This is a genomic window from Micromonospora sp. IBHARD003, from assembly GCF_056106285.1.
The window spans coordinates 5901813-5915598 of record NZ_JBWBBX010000001.1 but is presented as its reverse complement, the minus strand read 5'-3'; the positions used below and the strand labels follow the sequence as shown (position 1 = coordinate 5915598).

Annotated in this window: 11 protein-coding genes; 4 read left to right on the top strand and 7 right to left on the bottom strand. The window is 71.7% G+C overall.

From position 1 onward, the window contains the following. Window positions 1–29 precede the first annotated feature (29 nt). Together ACTWOL_RS26330 and ACTWOL_RS26325 are read right to left on the bottom strand one after the other, a co-directional pair. Window positions 30–3095: a helix-turn-helix transcriptional regulator gene (locus ACTWOL_RS26330; RefSeq protein WP_474299269.1), complete on the bottom strand. Its 3066-nt coding sequence runs from the start codon at window positions 3093–3095 to the stop codon at window positions 30–32. A gap of 82 nt (window positions 3096–3177) precedes the next feature. Continuing rightward, window positions 3178–3348 carry a hypothetical protein gene (locus tag ACTWOL_RS26325; RefSeq protein ID WP_474299268.1) on the bottom strand — a complete coding sequence of 57 codons (171 nt, stop codon included), beginning with the start codon at window positions 3346–3348 and terminating at the stop codon, window positions 3178–3180. Window positions 3349–3673: 325 nt separating this feature from the next. On the opposite strand from ACTWOL_RS26325, the gene ACTWOL_RS26320 reads away from it, so the two are divergent. Further along, window positions 3674–5209: an MFS transporter gene (locus ACTWOL_RS26320; protein ID WP_474299267.1), complete on the top strand. Its 1536-nt coding sequence runs from the start codon at window positions 3674–3676 to the stop codon at window positions 5207–5209. A gap of 101 nt (window positions 5210–5310) precedes the next feature. Here the strand turns inward: ACTWOL_RS26320 and ACTWOL_RS26315 are convergent, their stop codons facing one another. Then, window positions 5311–5877 carry a GNAT family N-acetyltransferase gene (locus ACTWOL_RS26315; RefSeq protein WP_474299266.1) on the bottom strand — a complete coding sequence of 189 codons (567 nt, stop codon included), beginning with the start codon at window positions 5875–5877 and terminating at the stop codon, window positions 5311–5313. Between the two features lie 829 nt (window positions 5878–6706). On the opposite strand from ACTWOL_RS26315, the gene ACTWOL_RS26310 reads away from it, so the two are divergent. From ACTWOL_RS26310 to ACTWOL_RS26300, 3 genes are all read left to right on the top strand, one after another. Next, entirely contained in the window at window positions 6707–7624 is a 918-nt protein-coding gene (locus tag ACTWOL_RS26310) for a hypothetical protein (RefSeq protein ID WP_474299264.1), read from the top strand. 198 nt (window positions 7625–7822) lie between these two features. Beyond that, complete coding sequence (locus ACTWOL_RS26305; protein WP_474299263.1) at window positions 7823–9154, top strand: MFS transporter; 1332 nt, start codon at window positions 7823–7825, stop codon at window positions 9152–9154. Beyond that, window positions 9151–10113 (top strand): ATP-grasp domain-containing protein, encoded by a 963-nt coding sequence (locus ACTWOL_RS26300; protein WP_474299262.1) that lies wholly within the window; start codon window positions 9151–9153, stop codon window positions 10111–10113. Before ACTWOL_RS26305 ends, ACTWOL_RS26300 begins: the two co-directional genes overlap by 4 nt. An 82-nt stretch (window positions 10114–10195) precedes the next feature. Here the strand turns inward: ACTWOL_RS26300 and gatB are convergent, their stop codons facing one another. Genes gatB through gatC form a run of 4 tightly spaced genes read right to left on the bottom strand, consistent with a single transcriptional unit; the run spans window position 10196 to window position 13764 of the window. Continuing rightward, window positions 10196–11710 carry an Asp-tRNA(Asn)/Glu-tRNA(Gln) amidotransferase subunit GatB gene (gatB, locus tag ACTWOL_RS26295; protein WP_474299261.1) on the bottom strand — a complete coding sequence of 505 codons (1515 nt, stop codon included), beginning with the start codon at window positions 11708–11710 and terminating at the stop codon, window positions 10196–10198. Window positions 11711–11726: 16 nt separating this feature from the next. Next, window positions 11727–11966: a hypothetical protein gene (locus ACTWOL_RS26290; protein WP_474299260.1), complete on the bottom strand. Its 240-nt coding sequence runs from the start codon at window positions 11964–11966 to the stop codon at window positions 11727–11729. After that, complete coding sequence (gene gatA, locus ACTWOL_RS26285) at window positions 11963–13462, bottom strand: Asp-tRNA(Asn)/Glu-tRNA(Gln) amidotransferase subunit GatA (protein WP_474299259.1); 1500 nt, start codon at window positions 13460–13462, stop codon at window positions 11963–11965. Before gatA ends, ACTWOL_RS26290 begins: the two co-directional genes overlap by 4 nt. 5 nt (window positions 13463–13467) lie before the next feature. Further along, a complete protein-coding gene (gatC, locus tag ACTWOL_RS26280; protein ID WP_010984178.1) occupies window positions 13468–13764 on the bottom strand; it encodes an Asp-tRNA(Asn)/Glu-tRNA(Gln) amidotransferase subunit GatC in 297 nt (98 codons plus the stop codon). Window positions 13765–13786 lie beyond the last annotated feature (22 nt).

Genomic DNA, 13786 nt, shown 5'->3' with positions numbered 1-13786 from the left:
ACCCTCGGCGGCGCGGGCTCGCCGGGGGCTCAGGCGCTCGCCGGGAAGAGCCGCAGGCGGTGGGCCAGGGCGGCGGCCTCACCCCGCCCGGCCACGCCCAGCTTGGCCAGGATGTTGGAGACGTGCACGCTCGCGGTCTTGGGCGAGATGTACAGCTCCTCGGCTATCTGACGGTTGGTACGGCCGATCGCCACCAGACGCAGCACGTCCCGCTCCCGGGGAGTCAGCCCGAGGTCCTCTGCCGGGGCGGGCGCACGGGACGCTTCGCCCGGTACTCCCGGCTCGGTGAGCTGCAGCCGGGCCCGCTGGGCAAGCAGTTGGACGGCTTCCGCGAGCGGCCGGGCGCCGAGGCGCTCCGCCGTTCCACACGCCTGGCGCAGCAGCGCACGGGCGTGCTCGCGCTCCCCCGCGGCGAGCAGCGACTCGGCCAGGCGGTGGCGGACACGAGCCACGTCGTAGGGGCGGTCGACCGTGGCGAAGGCCTCCGACACCCCGGCCCAGGTGTCGGGGTCGTCCCGCCCTTCCGCTCGCCGGAGCTCGGCGCAGACCCATCGCTCGTAGGCGGTCCACACGGGCACCGCCGTGGGCAGGCCCCTGGTGGACCGCCGGATGCGGTCGAGCGCCTCGGCCCGGCCCTCTTCGGCCGACGGGAGGCCCCGGACGTCGGCCTCGGCGGTGGCGGCGGCGAGCAGCAGCGGCCAGGCGTAGCGCTGGGTGCCGGGCGGGAAGCCGGCGCCGGCGATCCGGGCCAGCTCGGCGCGGGCGTCGTGGATGCGCCCCGCTCCCCCGGCGATGCCGACCGCGATCCGGGCCAGGGGTATCGACTGCTGCGGCATGGGGTCGTGTGTGCCGTAGTGGCCGCGTGCGGCTTCGAGCCGGCGGGTCGCCTCGGCCATGTCGCCGCGGGCGAGCGCGAGGTAGGCGAGCCTGGTGGCCGCGGCGCCGCGCGGCTTGGCGCTGTGCCCGACCCGCTCGGCATGTCCGGCCGCCTCGGCCGCATCGTCCCAGCGGCCGAGGGCGTAGAAGGTCTCGGACAGATTGCTCCACACCCACGCCTCGGCATCCAGCAGCCCGTATTTCCGGGACAGTTCGAGACCCTCCCGGAGGATGCCGACGGCTTCGGCGTCGCGGCCGATGCTTTCCAGGGCGGAGGGGAGGTTCACATGGCTGCGGCCGACCAGGGCGGCGAGGCCCAGGTCGGTGACCTGCCGCCTGACGTCGTACATCTCGGCGAGTCCCGCCTCCACGTCGCCCGCTTCGACCATGAGGCCACCGAGGGTGATCCGGGCGTTCATCTCGATCTCCACGGCACCGACCATCCGTGCGTACTCGACGGCACGTTCGGCGGCCGCGAGGGCTTCGGGTCCGGGCTCGTGCAGCATGCACCAGCCGGCGACCGCGGCGAGCACCTCGGCGTGCACCTCGGACGGCGGGAGGCCGCGCACCAGGTCCTGTGCGGTGGCGAGCTCCTTCCAGCCGTCGCCGCGCGCCTGGCTCTGCACCAGCCGGGACCGCTGGGACCAGAACCACGCGGCCCGCAGCGGGTCCTTCTCCTCCTCCAGCAGCCGCAGCGCCCGCTTGATGGCTTTCAGCGCGCGGTCACGCTCGCCGCTGAGCCGGCCCGCGACAGCGGCCTCGGCCAGGAGGTCGGGATAGCGCAGCGGGGTGGCGGCCGTCCTGCACCGGCCGGGGCTCTCGTCGCCGCAGGCCAGGGGTGGATACACCTCGGCGTGGTCTACGGGGCGCAGTCCGGCCCGTACCTCCTCGGGCGCGTCGTCCCACAGTTCCATCGCCCTTTCCAGCAGCTCCAGTTGCTCGGCGTAGGCATGGCGGCGGCGGGCCTCCACGGAGGCGTCCAGGACGGCGGGCAGGGTTTTGGCCGCGTCATGGGCGTGGTACCAGTAGCTGGCCAGCCGGGCGGCCCGCTGGTCGGCGGGGACGAGCGCCGGGTCCGCCTCGAGTGCCTCGGCATAGCGGCGGTTGAGCCGGGAGCGCTCGCCGGGGAGCAGGTCGTCGCTCACGGCCTCACGGACCAGCGAATGGCGGAAGCAGTAGCCGTCCCCGTCGGGCGTGGCGAGCAGGATGTTGGCGCCGACCGCCGCGCGCAGGGCGTCGATCAGCTCGTCCTCGCCGAGCCCGGCGACGGCGGCGAGCAGCGGGTACTCGATGGTGGAGCCGCCTTCCGCGGCGATCCTGGCGACCCTCTGGGCGTGCTCGGGCAGGCTTTCGACGCGTACGAGCAGGAGGTCGCGCAACGAGTCGGTCAGTCCGGAGCAGCAGCCTTCACCGGCGGCGACGGCGAGTTCCTCGACGAAGAAGGCATTGCCGTCGGAGCGCTCGAAGATGTCGTCGACGAGGGCCGGCTCGGGCTCACCGGCCATGATTCCGGCCATCTGGCAGCCCACTTCGTCGCGGCTGAACCGGGGCACCTCGACGCGCTGGACGCTGCGCATCCGGTCGAGTTCGGCGAGCAGGGGCCGCAGCGGATGGCGACGGTGGATGTCGTCCGCCCGGTAGGTGGCGATGACGACGAGGCGGCCGCGTCGCAGCGTGCGGAAGACATAGGCGAGCAGATGGCGGGTGGAGGCGTCGGCCCAGTGGAGGTCCTCCAGCACGACGACGAGCGCCCGGTCGGCCGCCAGGCGTTCCAGAAGACGGACGGTGAGGTCGAAGAGCCGGGCCCTGCTCTCCTCGTCGTGCCGGACCTGCCGGCGTGAGGTGTCCCCCAACTCGGGCAGCAGCCGGGCGAGTTCCTCCTCCTGGCCGGCGGCAGCCGCGGCGAATTCGTCGGGCAGCTGCCGACGCAGACTGCGCAGGGCCGCGGAGAACGGCGCGAACGGCAGTCCGTCCGCGCCGATCTCGACACAGCCGCCGATGGCACAGACGGCCCCCCGGGCGCGGGCCTCGTTCCTGAACTCCTCGATCAGCCGGGTCTTGCCCACACCCGCCTCGCCGCCGACAAGGACCGCCTGCGGCTCCCCGGCGCCGGAACCGTGCGAGGTGCCCCCGGCGGTGGCTCGGGCGAGCGCGCCGGTGAGGGCGGCGAGTTCGTCGGAGCGGCCGACGAACACCGGGCTGACTGACCTGGTCTCCACGCTGCCGAGCATCGCACAGCAGCCCGGTGGGACGGCATCGGATATCGGGGCGGCCGTCATCGGTGCGACCGGTGGGGCACGCTCACGCGGCCCGCTCGAACCGGCTCCGACCGCTCACCCGCCTCTCGGGGGCGTGGCCGCCGGACCCGCGTACGGAACGGAGGGCCCGGAGCGCCTGGAGCGCGAGCCGCTCGGTCTCGGCCCGGCGGAGCAGCTCGGCGTGGTTCAACTTGTGGAGCTCGTACTCGAACATGGACTTCTCCTGGGTACCTGGTGTCGGCGGCTCGTGTGAGCCTTCGCTGTCCGCGATGCCTCGACTCTCGTTTCCCAGGGGGTGCTGCCGCATCGGGAGGGTGCCGCATCTTCGCCGCTCGGGGGGCCTTAGGCGGCCGACCCGCCGTCGTCGGCGGGGCCTTAGAGCTCCTGATCCGAACGAACAGCCCGAGGCGCCGGACTGTGCTCGGCGGGCCCCGGCGGTCAGGGGCCTACGGGAGTGGGCGGGAGCAGACAGGGATGGACAGTTCACGCCCCCTGCCCAACCTGGATAGTGGACACCACCCCGCATGAGGCTGTGCGCCATGAACCTCAAGGACATGCCTGTGACACCGGCGCCGCCCGCCCGTAAGCCGGGAGCTGTGCTCGCGGCGCTCGCCGCGGGCCAGTTCATCATCATGGTCGCCACCTCAATCGTGAACGTGGCGCTTCCGCACATCCGCGCCGAGGTGGGTCTGTCGGACAGCGGCACCACCTGGGTGATCAACGCCTACAGCCTGGCGTTCGGGGCTCTGCTGCTGGCGGGAGGGAGGGCGGCCGACCTACTTGGCCGCCGCCGGGTGCTGATCGCCGGTCTCGCGCTCTTCGCGGGTTCCTCGCTGGCGGCGGGGCTGGCCGTCTCCTCCGGCATGCTGATCGCCGCCAGAGTCGTCCAGGGTCTCGGCGCCGCCGCCATCGCCCCGGCCGCACTTGCCCTGGCCATGGATCTGTACCCGTCCGGCCCCGGGCGGGGCAAGGCACTGGGGGTGTGGGGCGCGGTCTCCGGCGCGGGAGGAGCGTTCGGTGTCCTGCTGGGCGGTGTCCTCACCCAGGCGTGGGGCTGGCCCTGGATCTTCCATGCCACTGCCCTTGGGACCGTACTGGTGCTGGCCGGCGTGGTGGTCCTGGTGCCACGGACGGCCGGCCGGGAGTCCGGGCGGTTCGATCTGCTGGGTACCGCGACGGTCAGCCTTGCCCTGACCTGCCTGGTCTGGGGGGTGACCACCGTACGCGGCACCGGCTGGACGGACGCCCGTGTGCTGGGCGCCCTCTTCGGCGCGGCCGTGCTGCTCGGGGCCTTTGTCGTGATCGAGCGTCGTCGGCCGAACGCGCTGGTACCGCCGCGCCTGTTCGGCACCGGCCGGGTCGCCGCGGGCAATGTGCTGATGGCGCTGATGGGATCCGTGTGGATCGTCCTGTTCGCCTTCCTGTCGCTCTACCAGCAGCAGGTCCTGGGAATGACCGCCCTGGCCACGGGCTTGGGCCAACTCCCCTTCGCCATCAGCAACATGCTCGGCGCCTCGATGGCGCCGCGGATCTCCCGGCGGATCGGGGCCAGAACGACCGTGACCGCGGCCCTGCTCACCGAGGCCGGCGGAATGCTGTGGCTGTCCCGGATCAGCGCCGACGGCAGCTACCTCACCGACGTCCTCGGCCCCGTCAGCCTGATCGGCCTGGGTCTGAGCATCGCCTTCGTCCAGCTGACCGCCCTGTCCGTCGAGGGCGTCCCGCCGCAGGACGCGGGGCTGGCCGGCGCACTGGTCAACACCACCCGCCAGGTCAGCGGCGTGATCGGCCTTGCCGCTCTGACCACCCTGGCCGGCTCCGTCACCGCCGCCGGCCACCAGCCCGTACTCGAGGCCGTCACCGCCGGCTACCGCACCGCCTTCGCCGCCGCCGCCGCGATCCTCACCGTCACCGCGCTCCTCGCCCTGACGCTCACCCGCCGGAGCCGGACCGGCGACGCCCTCCCGTCCACCGGCGACACCCTCATGACGCCTGCCCAACAGGGCCGGGCAATCGGCCACACCACCGCGGCCCGGCCACGAGGTCGGCACCGACTCCTGACCCGGCAGCCGTAATAACGCCCACCCGGTCCGAGAGAACAGTGGGCGGCACGGTCCGCGCCGCCCACTGCGACCACCCGCGCGGCGCGCCCTGGAAGGGCGCGCCGCACGGCGTCTCAGACGCGGCCCGTGTGCGCGCGCCGTGCGCGCCAGTCGGGGGCGAGCACGGACCAGACCTCCATGTCATGGCGGACGCCCTGCCAGGGGAAACTCTCGCGCAGCACGCCGTCGCGGGTCAGGCCGAGCCGCTCGGCTGCCCGCAGGGAGCGGTCGTTCTTCGACGATGCGAGCCATTCGATCCGGTGCATGCCCCGCTGGTCGACGGCCCAGTCGACGACGTGCTCCACGGCGCGGGTGATCAGTCCCCGGCCGGCCGCGGAGGGTTCCAGCCACACACCGACCTCGCAGGAGTCGGTCGCGGTGTCGAAGATCCGGAAGAGCACTCCCCCGACGAGGGTGCCGTCGAGCCGGATCCCATAGATCCTGCCGGTGTCGGCGGCCTGCTTGTCGGCGTAGCTCTGGAGGAGCGAGCGGGCGGAATCGAGGTCGGTCACCTTCACGGTGAAGGGCACCCACGGTCCCGTGTACTCGCGCGCCCGGTCGACATGGGCCAGGAACTCCTCGGCCTGCCACGGTTCGAGGGGCTGCAGTTCGGCACCGTCTCCCAAGGGTATGGAGAACATTCCGCTCCTATGCGATGTATCGGGCAACCGTCTGGGCGGGCCGTCCCGCCCGGGCATCCGTCCCGGATCCTCGCACGCGCACGGACGCGGCTCCCAGGAGTTTTCCGCCGTACTCCGGGGGCGGCCACGGTCCCGCCGATGGGCTCACCGATGGGCTCACGGGAGCCGACGCGGGAGGCGGCGGTGCCGGGGCCCGCGCACCGGTGAACCGATTCACCGGGCCGTCCGTAAGGACCGGATGCCGGGCCGCGTCCCGTGGCACGCCCGGCATCCCTTGTCCGACCACGGGTGGGGCGCCGCGGCGGCTGCCGGCTCGAGACCGATCGAACCAACGGCGGTTCTCATGCGTAGCCACCTACGCACCCCCGATGTAAGTCTGAGCGACGCGCCGACTCACTGCTGCATCACCGTCGTGATCGCAGCTGGTCAACCGTCGCCACAGAGCCCGGCTTCCAGTGCGTCCGGGTCAGGGGTGGACACACCGGAAGCCGACACGGGCGGCGGCGGGCGGGATCGAGCCCGCCGCCGCCCACCACTGATCGGCCGGAAACGCCGGGCCGCTCGTTCTCGATGGGCCCCATCAGGCGACCGCGGAAGCCGTCGTCGCCTTCCGCGGTCGCCTCGACGTCGTACCGGCCGTGCGCGTCGGCGGCGGGGGGAGAACGGTGCGGCATCGGCCGTTGGCTGCGGGAAGGCTCAGGGACGGCAGCGGAACGAACGTCGAAGCGGTGGAGGGGACTCCAGTCGAGATCGCGCCAAATGCTCGTATCCGTCGGCCGGAGATGGGGAATTGGCAGCGTTGTCAGCATCGGCTGGCAGCATGGAACGCATGACCAATACGGGGGTATCGAAGACAGTCGTCGTCAGTTCACCCGGGGAGGCGGCCGGGTTCGCCCGGCAGCTGTACGACGGGCCGGAGGGATATCTCGGCCTTCCGCCGGTTCCGGTTGTGTCCTACGGCCCGGGTGCGCCCGCGCTCGCGCGGCGTGAGGCATTCCGCGTGGTGTACGAGGCGATCGTGGCCCGCATCGGCGAGCCGACCCTGTTAGGGGGTTCGGCCCGCGGCCCGAACATCCGCTGGCGCAACGACCGCAGGCTGGTGCTGCTGTCCGGGGACTACTTCGGTGCCCGGCTCTCGGTGCACCAGCCGGAGGACCTCGAGGAGGAGGAGCACCGGAGCTTCGCCTGGGGCGGCGTCTGGTCGTCGGCCGATCCGCACGACTTCGATCTGCTGCCGTACAGCTGGCAGCTGCACCGGAGCGGTCCGGGCGAGCGTCCGGTCACCTGTCCCGGCGTGCGCGTCGCCGCGTGCTGGGAGCATCTGCAGATCGCCCTGGAGCTGATGCTGGCCGCGTGGTCCGAGCAGCTCCCGGTGCAGGTACCGGGTGAATGGGCGGGCTTCGCGATTCTGTCCGGCCGGGACCCGGGGCGTCAGCTCGTCGTCTCCTACAGCCCGGACGAGGGCCTGGGTGTGGCCGTCGACGACCGGGATGCCGAGCAGGGGCCGGAGCGGGTACGCCAGATGCGGGGGCGTGGCTGGCAGACCAGGGACCGGGGGTGGTGGCAGTCCGCCTTCCCCGAGGTGTACGAGAACGCGGCGCGGGCGGCCGCCCGGCTGACGGTCACCGAGCTGCGGGCACGCGGAGCGGTGTCACCGGACGATCTGCTGGCGCGGGACGTGGGTGTCAACGGCCGGGGTGAGCTGTGGCTTCCGGGGCTGGGGATACGCATCGACCAGGCCTGGTGACACGGCCGGGCCCACCGCGTGCCGAGGGTGGGGGCCGACGGGATCTCTCCGTCCGCTCTCACCCGCTCCGCCGCGCCTTGTGCCGCTGATTCAGGGGCCGTTAGATTCTGCTCGCCCTGACCCCTCCTGATGTGATCGCCTCGCGCGGCCGTGCTGCCGCGTGCCCTGGCGTCCCCGAGGCACGGTGGGAGCAACGCGATGCAGACGCACGGGAAGTCCGGCGGCACGGCGTTACGCCGACTCCTGCTCGCCCAGTCGCTCAGCCAGTGGGGATTCTGGCTGATGAGCCTGGCGATGCCGCTGGTCGCGGCGACCACCCTCGCGGGGCCGCCGCTCGCGGTGAGCGCGGTGGCGGCCAGTCAGACGGTGGCATTCCTGCTGCTCGGGCTGCCGGTGGGGGCCTGGGTGGACCGGATGCGCAAACGGCCGGTGATGATCGTGGCCGACCTCGGCCGGGCCCTGGTACTGGGCAGTGTGCCCGTGGTCTGGGCTCTCGGCGGCCTGTCCATCGGCTACCTCTGTGCCGTCGCGCTCGCGACCGGTGTGCTCACCGTGTTCTTCGACATAGCGGACCAGAGCCTTCTGCCCCATCTCGTCGCCCCCCGCGAGCTGGTGTCGGCGAACGCCAAGCTCGTCGGTGTCGAGCAGGTGGCGGCGGTGGCGGGCCCCGGCACGGGAGGGGTGGTCATCCAGTTCGCCACGGCTCCGCTGGCGTTGATCGGCACGGCCTTCGGCTATCTGTGGTCCGCGGTGTGCCTGATGTGCGTCAGGGACCATGAGCCCGCCCCGGTGCGTCGTCGGGACGCTCGTCTGTACCGGGATGTCGCCGACGGTGTGCGCTATGTGTTCCGGGACCGGTTCCTGCGTCCGCTGGTCTGCTGCTCGACGACGATGACGCTGTTCTGGAGCATGGGGTACGCGATGCTCCTCGTCCTGCTGGCCCGGGAACTGGGCGTGGCGGCAGGCACCATCGGGCTGCTGTTCACCCTGAGCAGCCTCGGGGGTCTCGGAGCCACGTTCGTGGCCCGCCGGGTCATCGACGCACTCGGCGACAGCACCACGATCAAGCTCAGCGTCGCACTCGCCGCCCCCTGCACCCTGCTCTCCGCCCTGGTCCAGCCCGGCTGGCGGCTGGGGCTGGTCAGCCTGTCGGGCTTCGCCTTCGGCGCGGGGCTGGTGTTCTACAACGTCGCGCAGGTGAGCTTCCGTCAGCGCAGCGTGCCGGCGGCCCTGCTGGGCCGGGTCAACGCGACGGTGCGCTTCTTCGCCTGGGGTGCCCGGCCGGTGGGTGCGCTGTGCGGCGGGGCGATAGCCGAGTTCGCCGGCGTCCGCCAGGCCGTCTGGGCCGGGGCTGCCGGTACGTCGCTGGCGGTCGTCTGGCTTCTCCTCTCCCCGCTGCGCGGTCTGCGCACCCTGCCCGTCGGCGCCGCGGACGACGTCACGGGCGCGGACGACGTCACGGGCGCGGACGGCCGCACAGGGGCGGACGGCCTCACGGGAGCCGATCTCACCGACAAGGAGCGAACATGACCGAGCTCGTCTGGATCACCTGCCCCGACAACTACGACCCCGTCGTTCAGGAACGGCTCAGGCGCGCGGGTTCGGAACGGGTCGACATGCTCAGGTCCCGGGGCTTCGACCTCACCGTGGTGCACGCCAACGAGATCGTTCCCGCCTGGAGCGACGGTCCCCGGCTGTGGCGGGGCGACAGCGATCTGCTGAGCAAGGACCGGGGGTTCCTGATGTCCTCGTGGACCTGGGACGCGGGTGCGGGACGGCATCTCCAGGCGATCGCCCGCACGATCCGGGCGTCCGGCAGCGTGTTGCTCAACGACGGCATCCGGGACCCGGAGACGCTCGGCAACGACAAACTGGCCATGTGCCATCACGCGGGGGCGCTCGGTGTCCCCGTACTGCCGACGGTGGCCGTCCCCTTCGGCCGCTACGCGCGCCGGGCCCTCGCCACGGTCTCGGCCCGGCTCGACGGTTCCGGCGGCTATCTCGTGAAGCCGCGTGAGATGGCCATGGGGTTCGGCGTCCTCAAGGCCGACACCTTCGAGCAGCTGACGGCGGCCGTGGACCTGCTCACTCCGGGCGCGCTCGGCTGCGTCATCCAGCCCTTCCGCAGGAACACGGGCGATGTGCGGGTCTACGTCCACAACGGCGCCTACGTCGCGGCCCTCCTGCGAGAACCGGCCGATGGCAGCTATCTGGCCAACGTCAGCGAGGGCGGCACGGGTTCGGCGCCGCCCGCCGACGTACCCGCCGGGGTGGCCGTGCTGAGTGAGCGGCTCGCGCGCAGTCTGGACGCGCCCTATCTGTGCGTGGACTGGCTGCTCACCTGCGACGGCCCGGTGTTCAACGAGTGGATGACGGTCTCTGCCGCGTACGAGGATCTGCCCGAGCCGGATCGCTCCCGGGTCGCGGACGCCCTCGTCGCCTATGTCTGCGACCGGTTGCGGGGGCTCGGTGAGCCGTCCGGCGGCTAGGTCCCGTCCGGGTGTGACCGTGAACGCCCGAGGGCGGGACACCGCTCCCGGTGTCCCGCCCTCGTATGCGTACCGCTGAGGATCAGCCCTCGGTAACCCCGAGCTTCTCCAGGATCAGCTCCTTCACCCGGGCCGCGTCGGCCTGACCGCGCGTGGCCTTCATGACCGCGCCGACCAGTGCGCCGACCGCCGCGACCTTGCCGCCGCGGATCTTGTCCGCGATGGCTGCGTTGCCGGCGATCGCCTCGTCGACGGCCGTGCCGAGCGCACCCTCGTCGGAGACGACCTTGAGGCCGCGCTTCTCGACGACGGTGTCCGGGTCGCCCTCGCCCGCGAGCACGCCCTCGATGACCTGGCGGGCCAGCTTGTCGTTGAGCGAGCCGTCGGCGACCAGAGCGGTCACCCGGGCGACCTGCTCGGGGGTGATGGGCAGTTCCTCGAGCGCCCGGCCCGACTCGTTGGCGTTCCGGGCGAGCTCGCCCATCCACCACTTGCGGGCCGAAGCGGAGTCGGCGCCCGCCTCGACGGTGGCCACGATCAGATCGACCGCGCCCGCGTTGAGGATCGACTGCATGTCCTGCTCGGCGACGCCCCACTCCTCGCGCAGCCGGTTGCGGCGCACGCGCGGAAGTTCGGGCAGCACCGCCCGCAGCTCCTCGACCCACGCGCGGGACGGGGCGACGGGCACCAGGTCGGGCTCCGGGAAGTACCGGTAGTCCTCGGCCTCTTCCTTGATGCGCCCGGACGTCGTCGAACCGTCCTCCTCGTGGAAGTGGCGGGTCTCCTGGATGATCTTGCCGCCGCCGCCCAGCACGGCGGCGTGGCGCTGGATCTCGAAGCGCGCCGCACGCTCCACGCTGCGCAGCGAGTTGACGTTCTTGGTCTCGCTGCGGGTGCCGAACCGCGTGCTGCCCTTGGGCATCAGCGACAGGTTCACGTCGCAGCGCATCTGGCCCATTTCCATCCGGGCCTCGGACACCCCGAGCGCCTTGATGAGTTCGCGCAGCTCGGCGACGTACGCCTTGGCGACCTCGGGGGCCCGGTCACCGGCGCCGACGATGGGCTTGGTGACGATCTCGATCAGCGGGATGCCGGCGCGGTTGTAGTCGAGCAGCGAGTGGGACGCGCCGTGGATTCGGCCGGTTGCGCCGCCGACGTGCGTCGACTTGCCCGTGTCCTCCTCCATGTGCGCGCGCTCGATCTCCACGCGGAAGATCTCGCCGTCCTCCAGCTGGACGTCCAGATAGCCGTTGAAGGCGATCGGCTCGTCGTACTGCGAGGTCTGGAAGTTCTTCGGCATGTCCGGATAGAAGTAGTTCTTCCGGGCGAAGCGGCACCACTCGGCGATCTCGCAGTTCAGCGCGAGACCGATCTTGATGGCGGACTCGACGCCGACGGCGTTCATCACCGGCAGGGAGCCGGGCAGGCCGAGGCAGGTGGGGCAGGTCTGCGAGTTGGGCTCGGCGCCCAGCTCGGTCGAACAGCCGCAGAACATCTTGGTCTTGGTGCCCAGCTCGACGTGGACCTCAAGGCCCATGACGGGGTCGTAGGCCGCGAGGGCGTCCTCGTACGGCACCAGGTCGGTCGTGACGGTCACGGTGAAACTTTCCCTCTCAGCCGAACAGGACGTCGTCGTCGCCCAGGCGCTTGAGCTCCCGGTAGAGGATCGCCAGTCCGGTGACGATGGCGGCGGCGGACACGGCCGCGTCGATCAGGCGGAGCGTGTCGTGCTCGAGACGCGCCTTCTTGGCCTGCTTGGCGACGCTGATGGCGCCGAACGCGGTGGTGGCCATGGACACATACGTGCCGGTCCTGGACTTCTTGAAGCCCTTGGCCTTCTGCAGCGTGCTCACAGTGACGGTGCCTCCTCCAGCAGCGGGTGACCCCACTTTTCCACGAAGGCGGCCTCGACGGCGGAGCCCACCTTGTAGAGGCGGTCGTCCTTCATGGCGGGGGCGATGATCTGCAGTCCGACCGGGAGGTTGTCCTCCGGCGCCAGGCCGCAGGGCAGCGACATCGCCGCGTTGCCGGCCAGGTTGGTCGGGATGGTGCACAGGTCGGCGAGGTACATCGCCATCGGGTCGTCGGCGCGCTCACCGATCGGGAAGGCCGTGGTCGGGGTCGTCGGGGAGACGATCACGTCGACCTGCTCGAAGGCCTTCTCGAAGTCGCGGGTGATGAGCGTGCGGACCTTCTGGGCGCTGCCGTAGTACGCGTCGTAGTAACCGGAAGACAGCGCGTAGGTGCCCAGCATGATGCGGCGCTTGACCTCGTCGCCGAAGCCGGCCTCACGGGTGAGGGCGGTGACGTCCTCGGCGGAGTTCGTGCCGTCGTCACCGACCCGCATGCCGTAACGCATGGCGTCGAAGCGGGCGAGGTTGGAGGAGCACTCGGACGGGGCGATCAGGTAGTACGCAGAGAGCGCCAGGTCGAAGGACGGGCAGTCCAGCTCGACGATCTCGGCGCCCAGTTCTCGCAGCAGCTCGACGGACTCGTCGAAGCGCTGCACCACACCGGCCTGGTAGCCCTCGCCGCGGAACTGCTTGACCACGCCGATACGCATCCCGGCGACCGAGCCGTTGCGGGCGGCCTCGACGACCGGCGGGACCGGGGCGTCGATGGAGGTGGAGTCCAGCGGGTCGTGCCCGGCGATGACCTCGTGCAGCAGCGCCGCGTCGAGGACGGTGCGCGCGCAGGGGCCGCCCTGGTCCAGGGAGGACGAGAACGCGACCATGCCGTAGCGGGACACCGCACCGTAGGTGGGCTTGACGCCGACGGTGCCGGTGACGGAGGCGGGCTGGCGGATCGATCCACCGGTGTCCGTGCCGATCGCGAGCGGGGCCTCGTAGGAGGCGAGGGCGGCGGAGGAGCCACCGCCGGAGCCGCCGGGGATCCGGGTCAGGTCCCAAGGGTTGCCGGTCGGGCCGTACGCGCTGTTCTCGGTGGAGGACCCCATGGCGAACTCGTCCATGTTGGTCTTGCCGAGGATGACCACGTCGGCGGCCTTCAGCCGCTTGGTGAGCGTGGCGTCGTACGGCGGGATCCAGCCCTCGAGGATCTTGGAACCGACCGTGGTCGGGATGCCCGCGGTGGTGAAGATGTCCTTGAGCGCCAGCGGTACGCCGGCCAGCGCGCCGAGCTTCTCGCCGCGCTCACGCTTCTCGTCGACGGCCCGGGCCTGTGCGAGGGCGCCCTCGCGGTCGACGTGCAGGAAGGCGTGCACCTTCTCGTCGACGGCCTCGATACGGGCCAGGTGGGCCTCGGTGACCTCGACGGCCGTCAGCTCGCCGGAGGCGATCTTCGCGGCGATCCCGGCCGCGGTGAGCTTGATGATGGAGCTGTCCGTCATGACTCTTAGTCCTCCCCCAGGATCTGCGGCACCTTGAAACGCTGCTGCTCCTGCGCGGGGGCGCCGGAGAGCGCCTGCTCGGGGGTGAGCGACGGACGGACCTCGTCCGCGCGCATGACGTTGGTCAGCGGCAGCGGGTGAGACGTCGGCGGGACGTCTTGGTCGGCGACCTCGGAGACGCGGGCCACCGCGCCGATGATGTCGTCCAGCTGTCCGGCGAAGTGGTCGAGCTCTTCGGCCTTCAGCTCCAGACGCGCCAGCCGGGCGAGGTGGGCGACCTCCTCGCGCGTGATGCCAGGCATGCAGCGATCCTCAGGGTGAGTG

Coding starts and splice junctions, on each gene's coding strand:
- ACTWOL_RS26325 (WP_474299268.1), bottom strand. CDS start 3,348: ATGTTCGAGTACGAGCTCCACAAGTTGAACCACGCCGAGCTGCTCCGC.
- ACTWOL_RS26320 (WP_474299267.1), top strand. CDS start 3,674: ATGAACCTCAAGGACATGCCTGTGACACCGGCGCCGCCCGCCCGTAAG.
- ACTWOL_RS26315 (WP_474299266.1), bottom strand. CDS start 5,877: ATGTTCTCCATACCCTTGGGAGACGGTGCCGAACTGCAGCCCCTCGAA.
- ACTWOL_RS26310 (WP_474299264.1), top strand. CDS start 6,707: ATGACCAATACGGGGGTATCGAAGACAGTCGTCGTCAGTTCACCCGGG.
- ACTWOL_RS26305 (WP_474299263.1), top strand. CDS start 7,823: ATGCAGACGCACGGGAAGTCCGGCGGCACGGCGTTACGCCGACTCCTG.
- ACTWOL_RS26300 (WP_474299262.1), top strand. CDS start 9,151: ATGACCGAGCTCGTCTGGATCACCTGCCCCGACAACTACGACCCCGTC.
- gatA (WP_474299259.1), bottom strand. CDS start 13,462: ATGACGGACAGCTCCATCATCAAGCTCACCGCGGCCGGGATCGCCGCG.
- gatC (WP_010984178.1), bottom strand. CDS start 13,764: ATGCCTGGCATCACGCGCGAGGAGGTCGCCCACCTCGCCCGGCTGGCG.